This is a genomic window from Burkholderia sp. PU8-34, from assembly GCF_053427725.1.
On sequence record NZ_JBSAXC010000028.1, the window covers coordinates 45348 to 60943 of the forward strand.

A 15596-nucleotide genomic window follows, 5' to 3' on the forward strand; every position below is an offset into this window, starting at 1 on the left:
GCCCCGGGGGAACCGCTCCGTCATCCGACACCCGATGCGTGAGGTCCGTCATGAGTAAATTACGACCATTAATTCGTTTTCCGAATCTGTTTGCGCGCGGCATCGTCGCCGTGACACTCTGCGCGCTGACCCATCCCGGCCACGCGGTGCCGGTCGACGCACAGATCGATCTCAAGATACTGATTCTCGCGAGCCAGCAAGCCGGCGACGGTCCGGAACTGCAGATGGCGCAAACGGCACTCGACCGCATCGGCATCCCGTACACCGTCTACCGCTACGACACCGGCAATCCGACGCTGCCACCGCTCGAAACCGGCAATCACGCGCTGTACCAGGGCATCATCGTGCCCGTCAGCGACTACCGCTACATGAACCCGTTCGCCGGCGGCGCGCTCGCGCAGACGCTCGCGCGCTACCAGTTCAAGTACAACGTGCGGCTCGCGAGCCTGTACACGTGGCCGAGCGACTCGGCCTGCCTGCAGTATGTCGGCTACCGCGACACGACCGCTGCGCCGCTGCCGTCGACGCTGACAGCGTCGGGCGCGGCGCTGTTCCCTTACCTGAATGCCGGCACGAGCGCCCGCAACCCGCTGACGGTGCAGAGCGCATGGACCTACTTCGCGTCGCCGGCGAGCCCGCTGCCGGCCGGCACGACCGTCACGCCGGTGTTGCAGGCAACAGGCACGAACAACGTCGCGTATCCGGTCGCCGCAACGTGCGTGTTCGCGAACACGACGCCGCTCGCGGGCGACAGCGTGTCGCGCGAGATCATGGCGCTGACGTTCGACAACAGCCCGTACCTGACGCATTCGATCACGCTGTCGTACGGGATCGTGAACTGGCTCACGCGTGGGCTGTTCCTCGGCAACCGGCACGTGTACCTCGATCCGCAGGTGGACGACGTCGGCATTCCGGACGAGATCTTTCCGTACGCGCAATCCGACCTCACGAGCCTCTGGTACGACGTGCGGACCGGTGCGGCGACCGGCACGAATCCGCCGGGTCGGTGCCCGCTCGGCAATCCGCCGGGATCGGTCGCGTCGTATACCGGCACCACCGCGTGCGAGTACCGCATCACGGGCGCCGATCTCGACAACGTCGTCAAGTGGCAGTCGAACGTCAACGGCAAGACCGCGAACGCGGCGGCACTGAAGCTCACGTTCGCGTACAACGGCGCCGGGTATGGCACCGCTTACGGCGGCCAGGGCGACTATCCGAGCGTCGGCAACGATACGCTGACGACCCAGGTCCGCTCGAACCAGAGCCGCTTCAAGTGGATCAACCATACCTACGACCACCTGCTGCTCGATCCGCCGTTCACGACGACGGCCGCGCAGGTTGCAACCGAAATGCAGAGCAACCACAACGTCGCGCGACGCTTCGGGTTCTCGACGTATTCGACGCAGGCGCTCGTCACGCCGGAGATTTCCGGGCTCTACAACGCGACGACGCTGGGCGCGCTGGCCGCGTTCGGCACGCGGGTGCTCGTGTCGGATTCGTCGAAGCCCACGCCGCCGGCCGGCACGGCAGGCTGTCCGGCGAACAGCAACGGCACGCCGTGGCCGCTGCCCGCGTTCAATGCGGGCAAATCCAACTGCGTGAACCCGGCGATCTTCGAGGTACCGCGTTATGCGACCGCGCTGTTCTACAACGTGTCGCAGCCGCAGGAATGGGTCGACGAGTACAACTACTTCTACGGCGCGAACGGCATCGACCCGACAAAGTGGGGCTACGACCTGACCTACGCGCAGGTGCTCGACAAGGTGTCGGACACGCTGGTCACGTACCTGCTCACGTACGACCTGCGGCCGCTGATGTTTCACCAGTCGAACCTGCGCAGCTACAGCGGGTCGAGCTCGCTGCTCGGCGACCTGCTGAGCGCGACGCTCGCGAAATACAACACGTATTACAAGGGGCTGCCGATCGTCAGTCCGTACCTGACCGATCTCGGCACGCTCGCGCTGCAGCGCAGCGTCTACAACACGTCGAACGTTGCGGCGACGCTCACGCCCGGCAAATCGATCTCGGTGAGCGGCTCGCGCAGCGACGGGCAAGCCGTCGTCGTGCCGGTCACCGGCATCAAGTCGGGCACGTCAACCGAAACCTATGGCGGCCAGCCGGTTTCCTACTTCACGCTGTTGCCGGCGACGGCCTACACGACGCAGATCACGCCGGCGCCTGCGTGGAAATAACCACTCCGGCGACAATGAGGAGAGACTCGCCCGCAGAAATGCGGGCGTTTTTTTGCAATTGCATGGACGGTCGACGGCGTTCATGCCTGCCTGTCCCGCCTCGACGCGGAATCGCGCTACCGCTGGACCTGCTGGCGCTGGTATTCGTTGCGCTTCATCTGCAGGTAGTCCTGCCGTTCCACTTCGTGCAGTTGCTGCGGATATTGCTCGGTGGCGTCGAACCAGCGGGCGAAGCGTTGATCGGGGGATTTGTCGAGCGTGGCGAGGTACGCGTCGATCGCGAGGTAGTAGCGCATCGTGTTGCGCTCCAGCAGGCCGCGCACCCCGCCGATATATTTCGGCGGGGTCGACGGCTGTGTTGCGTCGACGGTAAACCCGACCTTGTCGCGGCCGATCGTGGCCAGGTAGGTCTTCATCGCCATCCGCCCGACCGTGCCGAAACCGTACCCGTACGTCAGGTGCAGGAACGTGCGGTTGCCGCCGACCGGCACCGCTTCCAGCGCGATGCGGTAGTCCTTCGTGCTCATCGGCCCGCTGTCGGCCGTGAGATTCACCTGGAAATAGTCCGGGGTCGCGGCCGCCACGCGGTAGCGGAACTGCACGCGATACGTGTCGTCCAGCTTTTGCTCGATCTTTCTGCCGACGTTGACGTCGAGGACCGCACCGTTGTCGCCCGTCGACGCATGGCAATACTTGGTGTTCAGGTGCAGGATCAACACCTCGCACCAGTTGGCCGGCCCCTGGCCAGGGTCGTCGAGCTTGCCGCTGACCGTCGCGAACGGATAGTCGACGACCGCATAGATGTCGCCCTTGAGCACCGAGTTCGCCTCCGACGACTCGAGATACAACGGACGATGGAACGGGTTCTGCTTCAGTTGCTCCGTCAGCCCGTGGTAACGGTCGAGCAGGGTTGCGGCGGCATCCGCGCCGAACGCCAGCGCGCTCCAGCACAGGCAGCATGCAGCGACGACGGCCTGCCACCCTGGCCGGTTGAGTCCGGCCTTGTGCGGGCGTTCATTTGTGGTCATTCAGTGCTCCGGGTGTCCGCATCGAATTCACGCTCATGCTGCGTAGCATACGCCGCGGGATCGATTCCGTACCCGACATCCGTCACGCACCGGTCTCGAAGCTACCGGGCACGCTTCTTCGGCACCGGCACCGGCAACTGCGCGGCCGTGATCCGGATCAGTTGCGACAGCCACTCGCGCTCGTCCCACCGCTCGCCTGAAATGACGATGCACGGTTTCGCGCCAGGATACGGCTGGCCTTCCTCGTATTCCCCCAGAAAAGCCTTGCCGCCGGGTGTCGGCTTGACGAACAGCTTGTCGTCGCAGACGAGCGCAACGACCTTCCCGTCGCAGTAGATGCCGTATTCGCCGAACATCTTCCGCGCCGACACGGCGCCGGCCGCCGACATCTGTTCGACGATGTAGTCCGCCGTGCTCTGACTGGATGCCATGGTTCTCTCTCGATTTAATTGTTGGAAACGCGCATTGTGAACCATCCGTGACGACACTGATCGTTCATCGTGCCGGGCGATCGTCCCCGGACGGCGTTCGAGCACGACAGCGATCCGCACGCCACCCAAGCACATCGGCGTAAAGGTCGAGAGACCGCCGGAGCGCCTCAGCGGCCAGCCGCGCAATGCCCGAGTAGTCGCCGCCCACGCATGCCTGGTCCAGCGCGTCGCAGTACGCATGGCGATCTTCCATCCGCATGACGGCAGGCGGATAGCCGGACTTCATCAGCTCGACGTTCAGCAGCAGCCGGCCCGTCCTGCCGTTTCCGTCCACGTACGGATGGATCTTCACGAATCGCGTGTGAAGCTCGGCCGCGCGCACGACCGGATGCATGCCCGCTGCGCTCGCATACCAGTCGACGAGCGCGGCCAGTTCGGCAGGCAGATCGAGGAAGTCCGGCGGTGTCGTGCCGGCGCCCGAAATCGACACGTTCCGATCGCGATAACGGCACGCCTCCCGACCGGCCTCCACTTTCAGCACGAGATTGTGGAGGTTCCGGATCTGCCATACCGACAGCGCCTCGCGCGCTGCGACGATCTCCTCGACATAGCGTATCGCTTCGCAGTGGTTCGTCGCCTCGCAGTGCTCGCGCAGGGATTTGCCGCCCAGCGGCATGCTTTCGAGCACGACCCGGGTCTCGTGCAACGCCGGCGTGTTGTCTGCAAATGCGTTCGGACGGGACGTCCACTCGCTAACCAGTCTGTCGCGCAACGCAGCCAGCGCCGGTGGCGAAAGCGGACGCGCAGCGTCGAGCTTCCGCTTGTCGGCGTCGATTGCTTCGAGCAACGTTTGTAATGACGGGGCCATCGTATCCAGCGGCAACGACATCCTTATCCGCACATGGCCGAGCGCCGACGCGCGGGATCACATCGCGACGCGGATCGGGATCCGCCGCCGGCCGAACGGCAAACCGAATTTTTCGAACCGCCCCGCCACCGGCATGCGGCACGCGGGACACGCGCCGTCGGCCGTCAACCGATAATCGTCGATCCGGTGCCAGTCGCGCACGATGAGCGCCGTGCCGCATCGGGGGCAGAACGTGGTGTCGCCCTCGACATCGTGAACGTTTCCCGTATAGACATACCGCAACCCTTCCGACCGCGCGATCGCGCGCGCGCGGCTGAGCGTTGCAGGCGGCGTGGGCGCGATGTCGGTCATCCGGTAGTCGGGGTGGAAGGCCGTAAAGTGCAGCGGTACGTCTTCACCGAGTTCCCTCACGATCCACTGCGCTTCGGCGCGAATTTCGTCGTCGCCGTCGTTCTTGCCCGGGATCAGCAACGTCGTGATTTCCAGCCAGACACGGGTGTCGTGCCGCAGATACTGGAGCGTTTCCAGCACGGGTGCGAGATGGCCGCCCGTGACCCTGACATAGAAATCCTCGGTGAATGCCTTCAGGTCGACATTGGCTGCATCCATCGTCGTGTAGAAATCCCGCCGCGCCTGCGCGCCCATGTAGCCGGCGGTCACGGCCACGGTCTTGATGCCGCGCGCGTGGCAGCTGTCCGCGACATCCATCGCATATTCGGCAAAGATCACGGGATCGTTGTAGGTGAAAGCCACGCTCTTGCAGCCGCATCGCTCTGCCGCCGCGGCGATGGCGTCCGGCGTGGCGGCGTCGGCGAGCGTATCCATGTCGCGCGACTTGCTGATGTCCCAGTTCTGGCAGAACTTGCAGGCCAGATTGCACCCCGCGGTTCCGAAGGAAAGCACGCTCGTGCCGGGATAGAAATGATTGAGCGGCTTCTTTTCGATCGGATCGACGCAGAACCCCGACGAACGGCCATAGGTGGTCAGGATCATGCGGTCGTCGATCCGCTGGCGCACGAAACAGGCGCCGCGCTGCCCTTCGTGCAGGCGGCAATTGCGCGGGCACAGGTCGCACTCGATGCGCCCGTCGTCCAGAAGGTGCCAGTAACGGCCGGGGTAACACGAATCTTTCATACCAATCGAGCAATCGATGGGCGACGGCTCGAACTCCATTATCGACCCGCGACGGGCTGGCGGCATCGCCAATTTGATGGTGGTGCTTATGGCAGACACGGACCGAGGCGCCCGTCAGCGCGGTCGACGCGTGTCAGAATCATCGCCGGTGCGCGGCGCAACCATCGACATTCCCGCAGGCTGCCGACGAACGACGATGGCTCTCCCGTATTCCTCGCTGCGGGCGAACTTCGCAGCGGGTGCGTCTTTCAGGTCGCAGCGCTAGAATTCACGTTGCTGCGCGCATTCTTGTGGCGACGGACGCGCAGCGCACCTATCGAACTCCTTCGCACCGGAGGATGAGCATGCCGACCTATCAGTATCGTTGCCAGGAATGCGGCGAAACGTTCGAACATGCGGAGCATGTCGCGGAGCATGCGACCGTCCAGCTGAAATGTCCGAAGTGCGGGAGCGACAAGGTGGAACACAAGCCTGCGCCATTCGTCGCCAAAACGTCCCGAAAGAGTTGAACCGCCGCTTCTGTGTCGCTGAAGGGGCCGGATTTCGGGTGATTCTGCTACGGCAACGGAAGAAGTTGCGCCGTTCGACGACGAGGTCGAAACACGCGCGTCAAACGCCGAGCGCCGCGCCACGCGCTTCCCCGGCCGCTTACTTGTTTCCGAACGCGCCAGCAATCTGCCGCGCCCGCTTCACGTCGTCGCCGTGCAGATAGATCGACGTCGTCGAGATCGACGCGTGACGCAGATTGTCGCGCACGGTGGTCAGCTCGGCGCCGCGCGCGAGCGCGTGGGTCGCGTGCGTGTGGCGCATCCAGTGCGGGCTCGCCAGCCGAAGTTTCGCCGCGAGCGCCGGATTGTCCGACTCGACAATGCCGGCCGTCTGCGTGAAGAAGCGCTGCATGACCTTCCAGAGCCGCACGCTGGTGATCGCGGCGGCACCGTCCTCGGCAAGGCTCGGGATCAGCGGCGTCTCCGGGCGCCAGCGGCTCGGCGTGACCGGCAACCGGCGCGCAACCAGATGGCGGTCGAGCGCCGACCGGGCCAGCGGCGGCAGCGCGACGCGGGCCGCCTTGCGCCCCTTCCCGATCACCTTGATCCATGCATCGCCATGCACGTCGGTTTCGATGTCACCGAGCGTCGCGCCGACCAGTTCGCTCGCGCGCAGGCCCGTCGCATAGCCGAAATCCAGGATGAAGCGCAGGCGCTGCGCGGCGCCCGGCTCCCAGCCATACGATAGTTCGAGCCCGTCGGCGATGGTCCGGACGAGCAGCCACTCCCCTTCGGTAAACGCATGCGATGTATCGAGCACGTTCGCGCGGCGCGTGTCGCGCACCTTGACGCCCGCGAACGGATTCGCGAGCAGATAGCGCTGCTCGATCAGCCAGCGGTACAACGCGCCGAGCACGGTCAGCGTATAGGCGGCCGACCGCGCGGACAGGCCGCCCGAGAACGGACGCCAGTCGGGCGCATGGCGCGGACGGACGGGCCCGACCCAGCGCTCGTGCGGCGTCGGGCGGCGCAGGAACGCGCGGTATGCGACCGCATCCTCGGTGGTCAGCGACGACAGCGCGCGGCCACGCTCGACGATCGCCCACAGGATCAGCCGCTCGGCTTCCTTCCGGTAAGCGCGCTGCGTGGCGGCCGACTCGTGCAGCGACAGCCAGGCCTGGACGGCCTCGTAGTCGTTGTCCGCATCGAGCGTGCTGGTCGCGCGCGGCGCGCGGAACGTGCCGGCCGAGCCGTCGACCTCGTGCGGCAGCCGCAGTTGCTCCCACGGCACGATGCCGCTGCGCTGCGACACGGCGACCAGCGCCCGCGCCCGCTCCGTCAGTTCGGGATGTGCGGCGAAGAACGCCTCGATGCGCCGCGCGCTGGCCGGGCCGAGGCCGGGGATCGCCTTCCACCATTGGCGCCGGCGCGGAATCCGCACGGTGAGATCGGCGAGCGTCGCAATCCCGTGTGCGCGCAGCGTGGCGACGGCGCGCGTGCTCAGCCAGTCGCCGATATCGTCGCTGATCTGTGGTGTCGGCACGCGGGCATGACGCAGCGCTTCGATCGCTTCGCCGACTGCTTTCGCTTCCCGCAAACGCTCACCGTCGGGATGCGTCAGGATGTCCGCGAGATCAGGCCGGCCGACCTGCCGGGCAATCTGAACGAGGCGGCGGCGAATCGCGCCGATGACGCCGCGGGCCGATCGTCCGTCGCCGAGGCGATCGGGCAGATAGCGCGCCACCGCCTGACGGATGCGCACGCCGGCGTACCACGTACGCAGTGCGGCCAGTTCGTCGGCGCCGGGGAAGCCGGCAGCAGTGGATTCAATTTGAGGGAGCGGCTTCGGGGATACATGCATGGCCGCCAGTTTGACACAGGCCTGCACATATACGAACCGGCTTGATAGCGTCGCCGTTCTGGCTCTTCCTCGGTTATCCGTCTTCGATAGCCAATGAATCGACGACCTGATTGCCGATGAAACGAGCGCGCAACGAACGATCGGCAATCAGGCCGGAGATGGGGAATCAGAAGAGCTTGGTCGGCAAAGGGGTCAGTGGAAGAACAGCTCCCGCATGCCGAACGTGTGATGCGCTTCGGCCGCCATCAGCACCATCAGCACCAGCAGGCACAGCGGCGGTATCAGGATCGCGTACACCAGCGCCAGCCGCTCCCACATCATGTGCATGAAGATCGACACGATCAGCCCGGCCTTGGCGATCATGAGCACGACGATCAGCACCCAGCGCATCAGGCCCTGCACGCGGAAGTAATCCACCATGTACGACATCGTGCTCAGTACGAACAGCAGGCCCCAGATCTTCAGGTAGAGGCCGATCGGATGCTGCTGGCCGTGCGCGGCGTCGGGTTGATGGGCGGGATCGGTGTGATCCATGGTCGGCCTCACCACAAATAGAACAGCGCGAAGATGAACACCCACACCAGGTCGACGAAGTGCCAGTACAAGCCGGCAATCTCGACGATCTGGAAGTTGCCGTGCTCGGTGAACCCTGGCTGCAGGATCTTGCGTGCGATCAGCAGCAGGTAGATCACGCCGCAGGTCACGTGAAAGCCGTGGAACCCGGTGATCATGAAGAAGCACGCGCCAAACTGCGCCGCGCCGATCGGGTTGCCCCACGGGCGGATACCTTCATGGACGATCAGCTTGGTCCATTCGAAGGCCTGCATCGACACGAAGGTCGCGCCCAGCAGCGCGGTCGCCAGCAACAGTGCGGCGGCACGCGTTGCATTGCGCCGGTAGCCGAAGTTGACAGCCATCGCCATGGTGCCGCTGCTGGTGATCAGCGTGAACGTCATGATGGCGATCAGCAGCAACGGCACATCCACGCCGCCCACAGTGAGCCCGAACACCTTGGAAGGGTCAGGCCACGGCGCCGTGGTCGATATGCGCACCGTCATGTAGCCGATCAGGAAGCTGCTGAAGATGAACGTGTCCGACAGCAGGAAGATCCACATCATCGCCTTGCCCCACGGCACCTTGAAGGCCTGGCGGTCGGCCGACCAGTCCGTGACGATGCCGCGCCAGCCGTCCGGCCCGGCGTCGGTGGGCGGGGTGGCCGCGGATTCGGTGGGCAGCGTGGGCGTGGTCATGGCGCGGCTCCATACAGCGGCCCGCAGATGGCGGCGACGATTGCAGGGGTGATCCACCACATCGCCGCGAGCAGCACGAGCCAGACAGCCAGCAGGAAATGCCAGTAGATCGCGCACAGCGCGATGGCGCGCTGGGCCCGGAAGGGGTCCGCGCGCCGGAGCAGCGCGATCGTCACGGCCCAGGCCACCAGCCCGCCCAGCACATGCAGCCCGTGCAGGCCGGTGAGCAGGTAGAGGAAGCTGTTGGAAGGATTGACGGCGACGGTCTGCCCGGCCGCCGACAGCATGCGCCAGGCGGCCAGTTGTCCGAGCACGAACACGGCCGCCAGCACACCGCCGGACACCAGCCACGCAGCGCGGCGCAAGGTCATCTGCCGCGCACGCTGCATGGCCATGCTTGCCAGCACCAGCGCGCCGGTATTCCACCACAGCAGAACCGGATGCGGGATCGGCTGCCAGTCCGGCTCGCGCATGCGCATGGCATAGGCGAGCAGCAGCAATGAAAACAAGGTCGTTGCCACCGCCATGAACACGATCAGCCCGATGCGGCTCGCATTCGGCAACACAGGCGGCGCGCCAGGAACGAACGGGCGTGGCAGTGTGGTCATTCGCGTGCCTCGCCGGGTTGCAGCGTCGGGTGGGCCGCTTCGGGCACCGTCTCGGGCGGCTGGTTTTGCGGGATGAAGTCTTCCTCGTGCCCCGGCGGGCTGTATTCGTACGCCCAGCGGTAGACGACGGGCGGCGCGGCGCCCCAGTTGCCGTGCACGGGCGGCGTTTGCGGCGTCTGCCATTCGAGCGTGGTGGCCCGCCACGGGTTGCTGTCGGCACGCTTGCCGCGCACGAGGCTCCACGCCAGGTTGTACAGGAACAGCAACTGCGCCACCCCAACGATCAGCGCAACGACGGTAATGAACGTGTTGAGCGTCTGCGCCGAATGGGGAATGAAGCTGTAGCCCTCATACGCGTAATACCGCCGCGGCATGCCAAGGATGCCGAGATAGTGCATCGGGAAGTAGATCGCATAGGTGCCGACGAAGGTGATCCAGAAGTGCGCGCGCCCGAGCGTGTCGTTGAGCATGCGGCCCGTCACCTTCGGATACCAGTGGTAGATGCCGCCAAACACCACCAGGATCGGCGACACGGCCATCACCATATGGAAGTGCGCGACCACGAAGTACGTGTTCGACAGCGGAATGTCCACGCTTACGTTGCCGAGGTAGAGCCCCGTCAGACCGCCCAGCACGAAGGTGCTGATGAAGCCGATGGCAAACAGCATCGGCACGGTCAGGTGGATATCGCCGCGCCACAGCGTCAGCACCCAGTTGTAGACCTTGAGGGCGGTCGGGACGGCGATGATGAGCGTGGTGGTGGCAAAGAAGAAGCCGAAGTACGGATTCATGCCGGCGATGAACATGTGGTGCGCCCAGACCACGAAGCTCAGCACACCGATGATGATGATGGCCCACACCATCATCTTGTAGCCGAAGATGTTCTTGCGCGCGTGCGTGCTGATGAGGTCCGACACGATGCCGAAGGCCGGCAGCGCGACGATGTAGACCTCGGGATGCCCGAAGAACCAGAACAGGTGCTGGAACAGCAGCGGGCTGCCGCCGGCATGCTTGAGCGTCTGCCCCATCGACACCACGGCCGGCATGAAGAAGCTGGTGCCGAGTGTCCGGTCGAGCAGCATCATCACCGCCGACACGAACAGCGCCGGAAACGCCAGCAGCGCCAGGATGGTCGCCATGAAGATGCCCCACACCGTGAGCGGCATGCGCATGAGCGTCATGCCGCGGGTGCGCGCCTGCAGCGTGGTGGTGACGTAATTCAGGCCGCCCATCGTTGCCGCGACGATGAAGATCGCCAGCGACACCAGCATCAGCACGATGCCCCATTCCACGCCCGGCGTGCCCGGCAGGATGGCCTGCGGCGGATACAGCGTCCAGCCCGCGCCGGTCGGCCCGCCCGGCACGAAGAAGCTCGCTGTCAGCACCAGCACGGCCAGCAGGTAGACCCAGTAGCTCAGCATGTTGAGGAACGGGAACACCATGTCGCGCGCGCCCAGCATCAACGGGATCAGGTAGTTGCCGAAGCCGCCCAGGAACAGCGCCGTCAACAGGTAGATCACCATGATCATCCCGTGCATCGTGACGAACTGGTAGTAGTGGTTGGCGTCGATGAAACTGAACTTGCCCGGAAAGCCGAGCTGCAGCCGCATCAGGTCCGACAGCACCATGCCGACCAGGCCGATGGCGATGGCCGTCAGCGAATACTGCACGGCGATGACCTTGTGGTCCTGGCTCCACACATAGCGGGTCCAGAAGCTTTGCGGGGCGTGGTCGGTGTGCGCGTAGGACATTGTGTCTGCTCCGCTAGTTGGCAGCGCTGGCGGCCGGGCCGCCCAGCGATTCGATGTAGGTCACCAGCGCGGTCAGTTCCTGGTCGCTCAGGTCGAAGGTCGGCATGATGGGTGAGAAGCCCTTCACGACGCGGGCCTTCGGGTCGCGGATGAACGCGCGCAGATAGGCTTCGTCCACCTTCACGGTACTGCCGTCGGCCATCGTTTCGGTCTTGCCGTACAGGCCCTTCCAGGTGGGGCCCACGCGCGGACTGCCGTCCACGGTATGGCAGGCAACGCAGCCCTTGGCCGCTGCGAGCGTCTTGCCCTGGTCGGCAAGCGCCTGGGCGCTGCCGCCTGCCGCGGCGGATGCGGCCTGCACCTTCGCCTGCTGCCGCTGCGCGAACGTGGTCTGCTGCGCCAGCCAGCGCGAGAACGATGCTTCATCTTCGACCACCACGACGCCGCGCATGTTGGAGTGCCCGATACCGCAAAGCTGCGCGCACAGGATGTCGTAACGCCCTGCCTTGGTCGGCGTGAACCAGAAGGTGGTCACCATCCCGGGCACCATGTTCATGCGCGCACGGAACGGCGGGACGTAGAAGTCGTGGAGCACGTCGCGCGACCGTGTCAGCACCTGGATCGGCCGGTTGAGCGGCAGGTGCACCTCGGGCGTCTCGATCAGGTAGTTGTCACGGCCGTTCGGGTCGCCGGGGTTCATGCCGAAGGGGTTGTCGTTGCTGATGTAGCGCACGTCCGTCGTGCCCAGCTTGCCGCCGGGGCCGGCAAAGCGGAAGCGCCATTGCCATTGCTGGCCGAGCACTTCCATCTGCAGCACGTTGCGCGGCGGCCGTACGTAGTCCGCATAGACGAAGAGCCCCGGTGCCAGCAACGCTGCCACGCCGATCGCGGTCAGGCCGATCAGCCACCATTCCAGCCGCTTGTTGTGCGGCTCGTAAGCAGCGCGATGACCCGCGCGGTGGCGGTAGCGCAGCAGCGCGATCACGATGAACAGGTTGATCCCGATGAAGAACACGCCGGTAATGACGAGCGTGATCGTCAGCATGTCGTCCATGCTCACCCAGTTCGACGCGATCGGCGTGGTCCACCAGGGGCTGGCAAAGTGAAACCCCACCGCCAATGCGATGATCAGGATCAGGGCAATCGCAAGCGCCATAGCCCACCTCGCTGCGCGTCACTCGCTGGAGCCGCTGACAGGACGCGCCTGGCTGGACGTGCCGCCTTGCAGTACTTCGGCACTGTCTGCGCCAGCACGCCCGGGCAGGACCGCTTCGCTGCTTGTTGTAAGCGGCTCTAGAGAAAAGGTAGTCCTCTCCTCTGCATCGTGCAAGGCAGCGCAACGGGGAATCGCGCCCCATATACGGATCGCGCGAATGAGGCGCCAGTTTGCTGCGAAGCAATGCAAAACGGCCGCCTCCGGCATGGGTTGCCAAGGCGGCCGTCTCCCGAGGGCGCCGGGTGTTCAGGGTCGGTTCACGTGTACGACGTCGGCACGTGAACAGGCCCTATCGGCGCGGCGGGAAAAAACGGCGCGTCAATCCATCGCGACCCGCTTGCGCCGTTCCAGCATGACGTAGACGGTGGCCGCGACCGCACCGAACAACAGGTTTGCCAACAAGGGGCCGGAACCCCGCTCCGAGACGAACCATGGGAACACGGTCGTCATCACATAGAAGTTCCACACATACGCGACGATCCCGAAGGCCAACCCGATGATCGCCGCCATGCCCAAGCTCGAATCGAAGTGGAAAGGCGCAATGATCGCTCCGAGAATCATCCCCATGATGGCGCCGAGGACGTAGTGCAGCAACAGCGCCATCGCCACGATGCTGAAGCTGAATTCCGACAACTGATCGAGCGCACTGCGGCCCATCACCATCGCCGCGATCTTGTGGGTCGGTCGCCACGGGCTTTCATTGAGCACCAGGGTCGACCAGAAGAATTCCAGCACGATCACCAAGGCACCGCCCGCAAGACCGGCCACGGCAGCGGTGAGCCAGTCAGGCGTCCGCCGCTCCCAATGGTGTGATTGAATGTGCAGTTCCATATGACCTCCTTGCTGACAATTTGCTTTCGTCATTCAGGTGCCGAAAACGCCGCTCGCTCAGCTTTAGCGCCACTCCGTCAGAAGTGCGCTCCTTATCCGCTTCAGAATGGCAGATATGGGGGCCAACGCAAGGTACAAAAACCCTGCTTTAAGCATGGCGCTGCGGCGTTCTGCTCAAAGTTCGGCATCAGCGTGCCGGCGATGGCGGGGGCGTCGACGAAGAGAAACAGGCTGGATGCGGGCGTCCATGAAGCGCTCCAGGAAGAACGTATGCGCCTCCGAACTTGCACGGAAACCACGCTGTATCGATAACTTTTCTTATCTCGATGGAATCATTTTTCGATCAAATTCACCGGATGGAAAATGCGCTCCAGCGAGATGAACGTGTTTCATGACCAGACGACTGCCATGTCTCAAACCAGATGCCTGGACGATGAGGATTGCACGCGCTGCGCGGCCGGTACGTTCAGTGTCCTGCTTTCCCACCCCTGCAACGAGCAATCAGCATTCATGCGAGCGCAGCACACGTTCCGAGATACGGCCTGCAAGTGCGGACATGGATCGTTCGATACGATTCAGAAGTACCCGGTGAAGCGATAGCGGCTGCCGGGGTGCCACAGATTCACCACCGAGGCGACCCCACCCTGGGACCAGGTGCGCCGATGTAATACCAGGCACGGTTCGACGTCGCCCATCCGAAGCTGCCTGCGGTGCTCGGGCGCGGGCGACGCCGCTTCGATCCGGTACTCGACGCGCTGCAACGGAGCCACGCGCATCAGGTACCGGTGCGGCGCCGTGTTCGTGAAATCCTGCTCGGCGTATTCCGGCACAACTGCGGGATTCACCCAACGCTCTTCGAACTGCACCGGCTGGTCGTTCTCGTAGTGCAGCATCTGCGAACGCCACAGCTTCGCCCGCGCCGCGACCTGCATCTCGTCCGCGAGCGCCTCGTCGGCCCTCACGATCTCGAGGCCGAGCACGCGGGCGTGATACGCCTGCCCACGGACCGCGATTTCCTCGGAAATGCTGCGGATCGCCACCAAAGTCGACTCGTACTTCGGCCGTGCGACGAAGGAGCCCCCGCCTCGCACGCGCGTGATCACCTGCTCGGCCTTCAACTCGCGCAGCGCCCGGTTGGCGGTCATGCGACCGACCTTGAACACGCCGGCCAATTCGTTTTCGGTCGGCACCTGATCGCCCTCTGCCCATTCACCCGAGTGAATGCACGCGAGGATGAAATCCTTGATCACCTGATAGGCTGGTGCACTCACTGGATTACCGCTCAAACATAGGCAAGATCGCTGCGGGCAGCGCGAGCACCGAATCCGGCCCCGCGCCGGCGACGGGCGCCGGCGCCGTATTCCGACCGCCCGCCGACGTCACGCCGGCTTGAAGCAATAGGCCGCGAGCTTGTTGCCGTCCAGATCGCGAACGTAGGCCGCGTACGCGTTCGGCGCCCAGTCGCGCGGCCCGGCCGCGCCCTCGTCGGTTGCGCCGGCGGCAAGCGCCGTACGGTGGAACGCATCGATCGCCGCGCGGCTCGGCGCTTCAAACGACACGGTCACGCCGTTGCCGACGGTCGCCGGTTCGCCGTTTGCCGGCCGGAGCACGAAGAACGACGGCGCGTTTTCGCCCCAGATGGAGCCCCGGTCGCCCAGATCGGCCTTGCGGGTCAGGCCGATCTCGCCAAGGACCTGGTCGTAGAACGTGCGGGCGCGGTCGAGGTTGTTCGTGCCCAGCGTTACATGCGTGAATACCGTCATCGTGTCGTCTCCTTAAGGAACGTGAAATCGGCGCGGCGACCGAGCCCGTCGTTGCGACGGAACCGGCGCCGCACAGGGTGCTCAGTACAGTACGACCGAGCGGATCGACTCGCCCTTCTTCATCAGGTCGAAGCCGTCGTTGATCTTCTCGAGCGGCAGCGTGTGCGTGATCAGG

At 64.8% G+C, this 15596-nt stretch carries 15 protein-coding genes and 1 pseudogene; 2 read left to right on the forward strand and 14 right to left on the reverse strand.

Annotated elements, in window-relative coordinates:
* Nucleotides 1–50: 50 nt before the first annotated feature.
* Nucleotides 51–2192, forward strand: a complete 2142-nt coding sequence (locus ACV22Z_RS34355; protein ID WP_448080701.1) for an Agd3-related carbohydrate deacetylase — start codon at nt 51–53, stop codon at nt 2190–2192.
* Between the two features lie 116 nt (nt 2193–2308).
* On the opposite strand, the gene ACV22Z_RS34360 is transcribed toward ACV22Z_RS34355, so the two are convergent.
* From ACV22Z_RS34360 to amrS, 4 genes are all read right to left on the reverse strand, one after another.
* Nucleotides 2309–3220, reverse strand: a complete 912-nt coding sequence (locus tag ACV22Z_RS34360) for a hypothetical protein (protein ID WP_448080702.1) — start codon at nt 3218–3220, stop codon at nt 2309–2311.
* A 101-nt stretch (nt 3221–3321) separates the two neighbouring features.
* Nucleotides 3322–3651, reverse strand: a complete 330-nt coding sequence (locus tag ACV22Z_RS34365) for a TfoX/Sxy family protein (RefSeq protein ID WP_448080703.1) — start codon at nt 3649–3651, stop codon at nt 3322–3324.
* 64 nt (nt 3652–3715) lie between these two features.
* On the reverse strand, nt 3716–4327 hold the full coding sequence (locus ACV22Z_RS34370) for a Fic family protein (RefSeq protein ID WP_448080704.1): 612 nt from the start codon (nt 4325–4327) through the stop codon (nt 3716–3718).
* A gap of 249 nt (nt 4328–4576) precedes the next feature.
* Entirely contained in the window at nt 4577–5692 is a 1116-nt protein-coding gene (gene amrS, locus ACV22Z_RS34375; RefSeq protein ID WP_448080705.1) for an AmmeMemoRadiSam system radical SAM enzyme, read from the reverse strand.
* Between the two features lie 305 nt (nt 5693–5997).
* Between amrS and ACV22Z_RS34380 the strand changes: the two genes are divergently transcribed.
* Complete coding sequence (locus tag ACV22Z_RS34380; protein WP_448080706.1) at nt 5998–6162, forward strand: FmdB family zinc ribbon protein; 165 nt, start codon at nt 5998–6000, stop codon at nt 6160–6162.
* 139 nt (nt 6163–6301) lie between these two features.
* On the opposite strand, the gene ACV22Z_RS34385 is transcribed toward ACV22Z_RS34380, so the two are convergent.
* From ACV22Z_RS34385 to ACV22Z_RS34430, 10 genes and pseudogenes are all read right to left on the reverse strand, one after another.
* The gene (locus ACV22Z_RS34385) at nt 6302–8002 is read right to left on the reverse strand and encodes a phage integrase family protein (RefSeq protein ID WP_448080707.1); all 1701 of its coding nucleotides are present in this window, start codon (nt 8000–8002) and stop codon (nt 6302–6304) included.
* Nucleotides 8003–8194: 192 nt separating this feature from the next.
* The gene (locus ACV22Z_RS34390; protein WP_448080708.1) at nt 8195–8536 is read right to left on the reverse strand and encodes a cytochrome C oxidase subunit IV family protein; all 342 of its coding nucleotides are present in this window, start codon (nt 8534–8536) and stop codon (nt 8195–8197) included.
* 8 nt (nt 8537–8544) lie between these two features.
* The gene (locus ACV22Z_RS34395) at nt 8545–9252 is read right to left on the reverse strand and encodes a heme-copper oxidase subunit III family protein (protein ID WP_448080709.1); all 708 of its coding nucleotides are present in this window, start codon (nt 9250–9252) and stop codon (nt 8545–8547) included.
* Nucleotides 9249–9860, reverse strand: coding sequence for a cytochrome c oxidase subunit 3 (locus ACV22Z_RS34400; RefSeq protein WP_448080710.1), 612 nt, complete (start codon nt 9858–9860; stop codon nt 9249–9251). Before ACV22Z_RS34400 ends, ACV22Z_RS34395 begins: the two co-directional genes overlap by 4 nt.
* A complete protein-coding gene (ctaD, locus tag ACV22Z_RS34405; RefSeq protein WP_448080711.1) occupies nt 9857–11611 on the reverse strand; it encodes a cytochrome c oxidase subunit I in 1755 nt (584 codons plus the stop codon). Before ctaD ends, ACV22Z_RS34400 begins: the two co-directional genes overlap by 4 nt.
* 13 nt (nt 11612–11624) lie before the next feature.
* On the reverse strand, nt 11625–12767 hold the full coding sequence (locus ACV22Z_RS34410) for a cytochrome c oxidase subunit II (RefSeq protein WP_448080712.1): 1143 nt from the start codon (nt 12765–12767) through the stop codon (nt 11625–11627).
* Between the two features lie 378 nt (nt 12768–13145).
* Entirely contained in the window at nt 13146–13658 is a 513-nt protein-coding gene (locus ACV22Z_RS34415) for a hypothetical protein (protein WP_448080713.1), read from the reverse strand.
* A 575-nt stretch (nt 13659–14233) separates the two neighbouring features.
* On the reverse strand, nt 14234–14929 hold the full coding sequence (gene hutC, locus ACV22Z_RS34420) for a histidine utilization repressor (RefSeq protein WP_448080714.1): 696 nt from the start codon (nt 14927–14929) through the stop codon (nt 14234–14236).
* Between the two features lie 108 nt (nt 14930–15037).
* Nucleotides 15038–15421: a VOC family protein gene (locus tag ACV22Z_RS34425; protein ID WP_448080715.1), complete on the reverse strand. Its 384-nt coding sequence runs from the start codon at nt 15419–15421 to the stop codon at nt 15038–15040.
* Between the two features lie 81 nt (nt 15422–15502).
* Nucleotides 15503–15596, reverse strand: a pseudogene (locus ACV22Z_RS34430) (zinc-binding dehydrogenase); the annotation flags it as partial.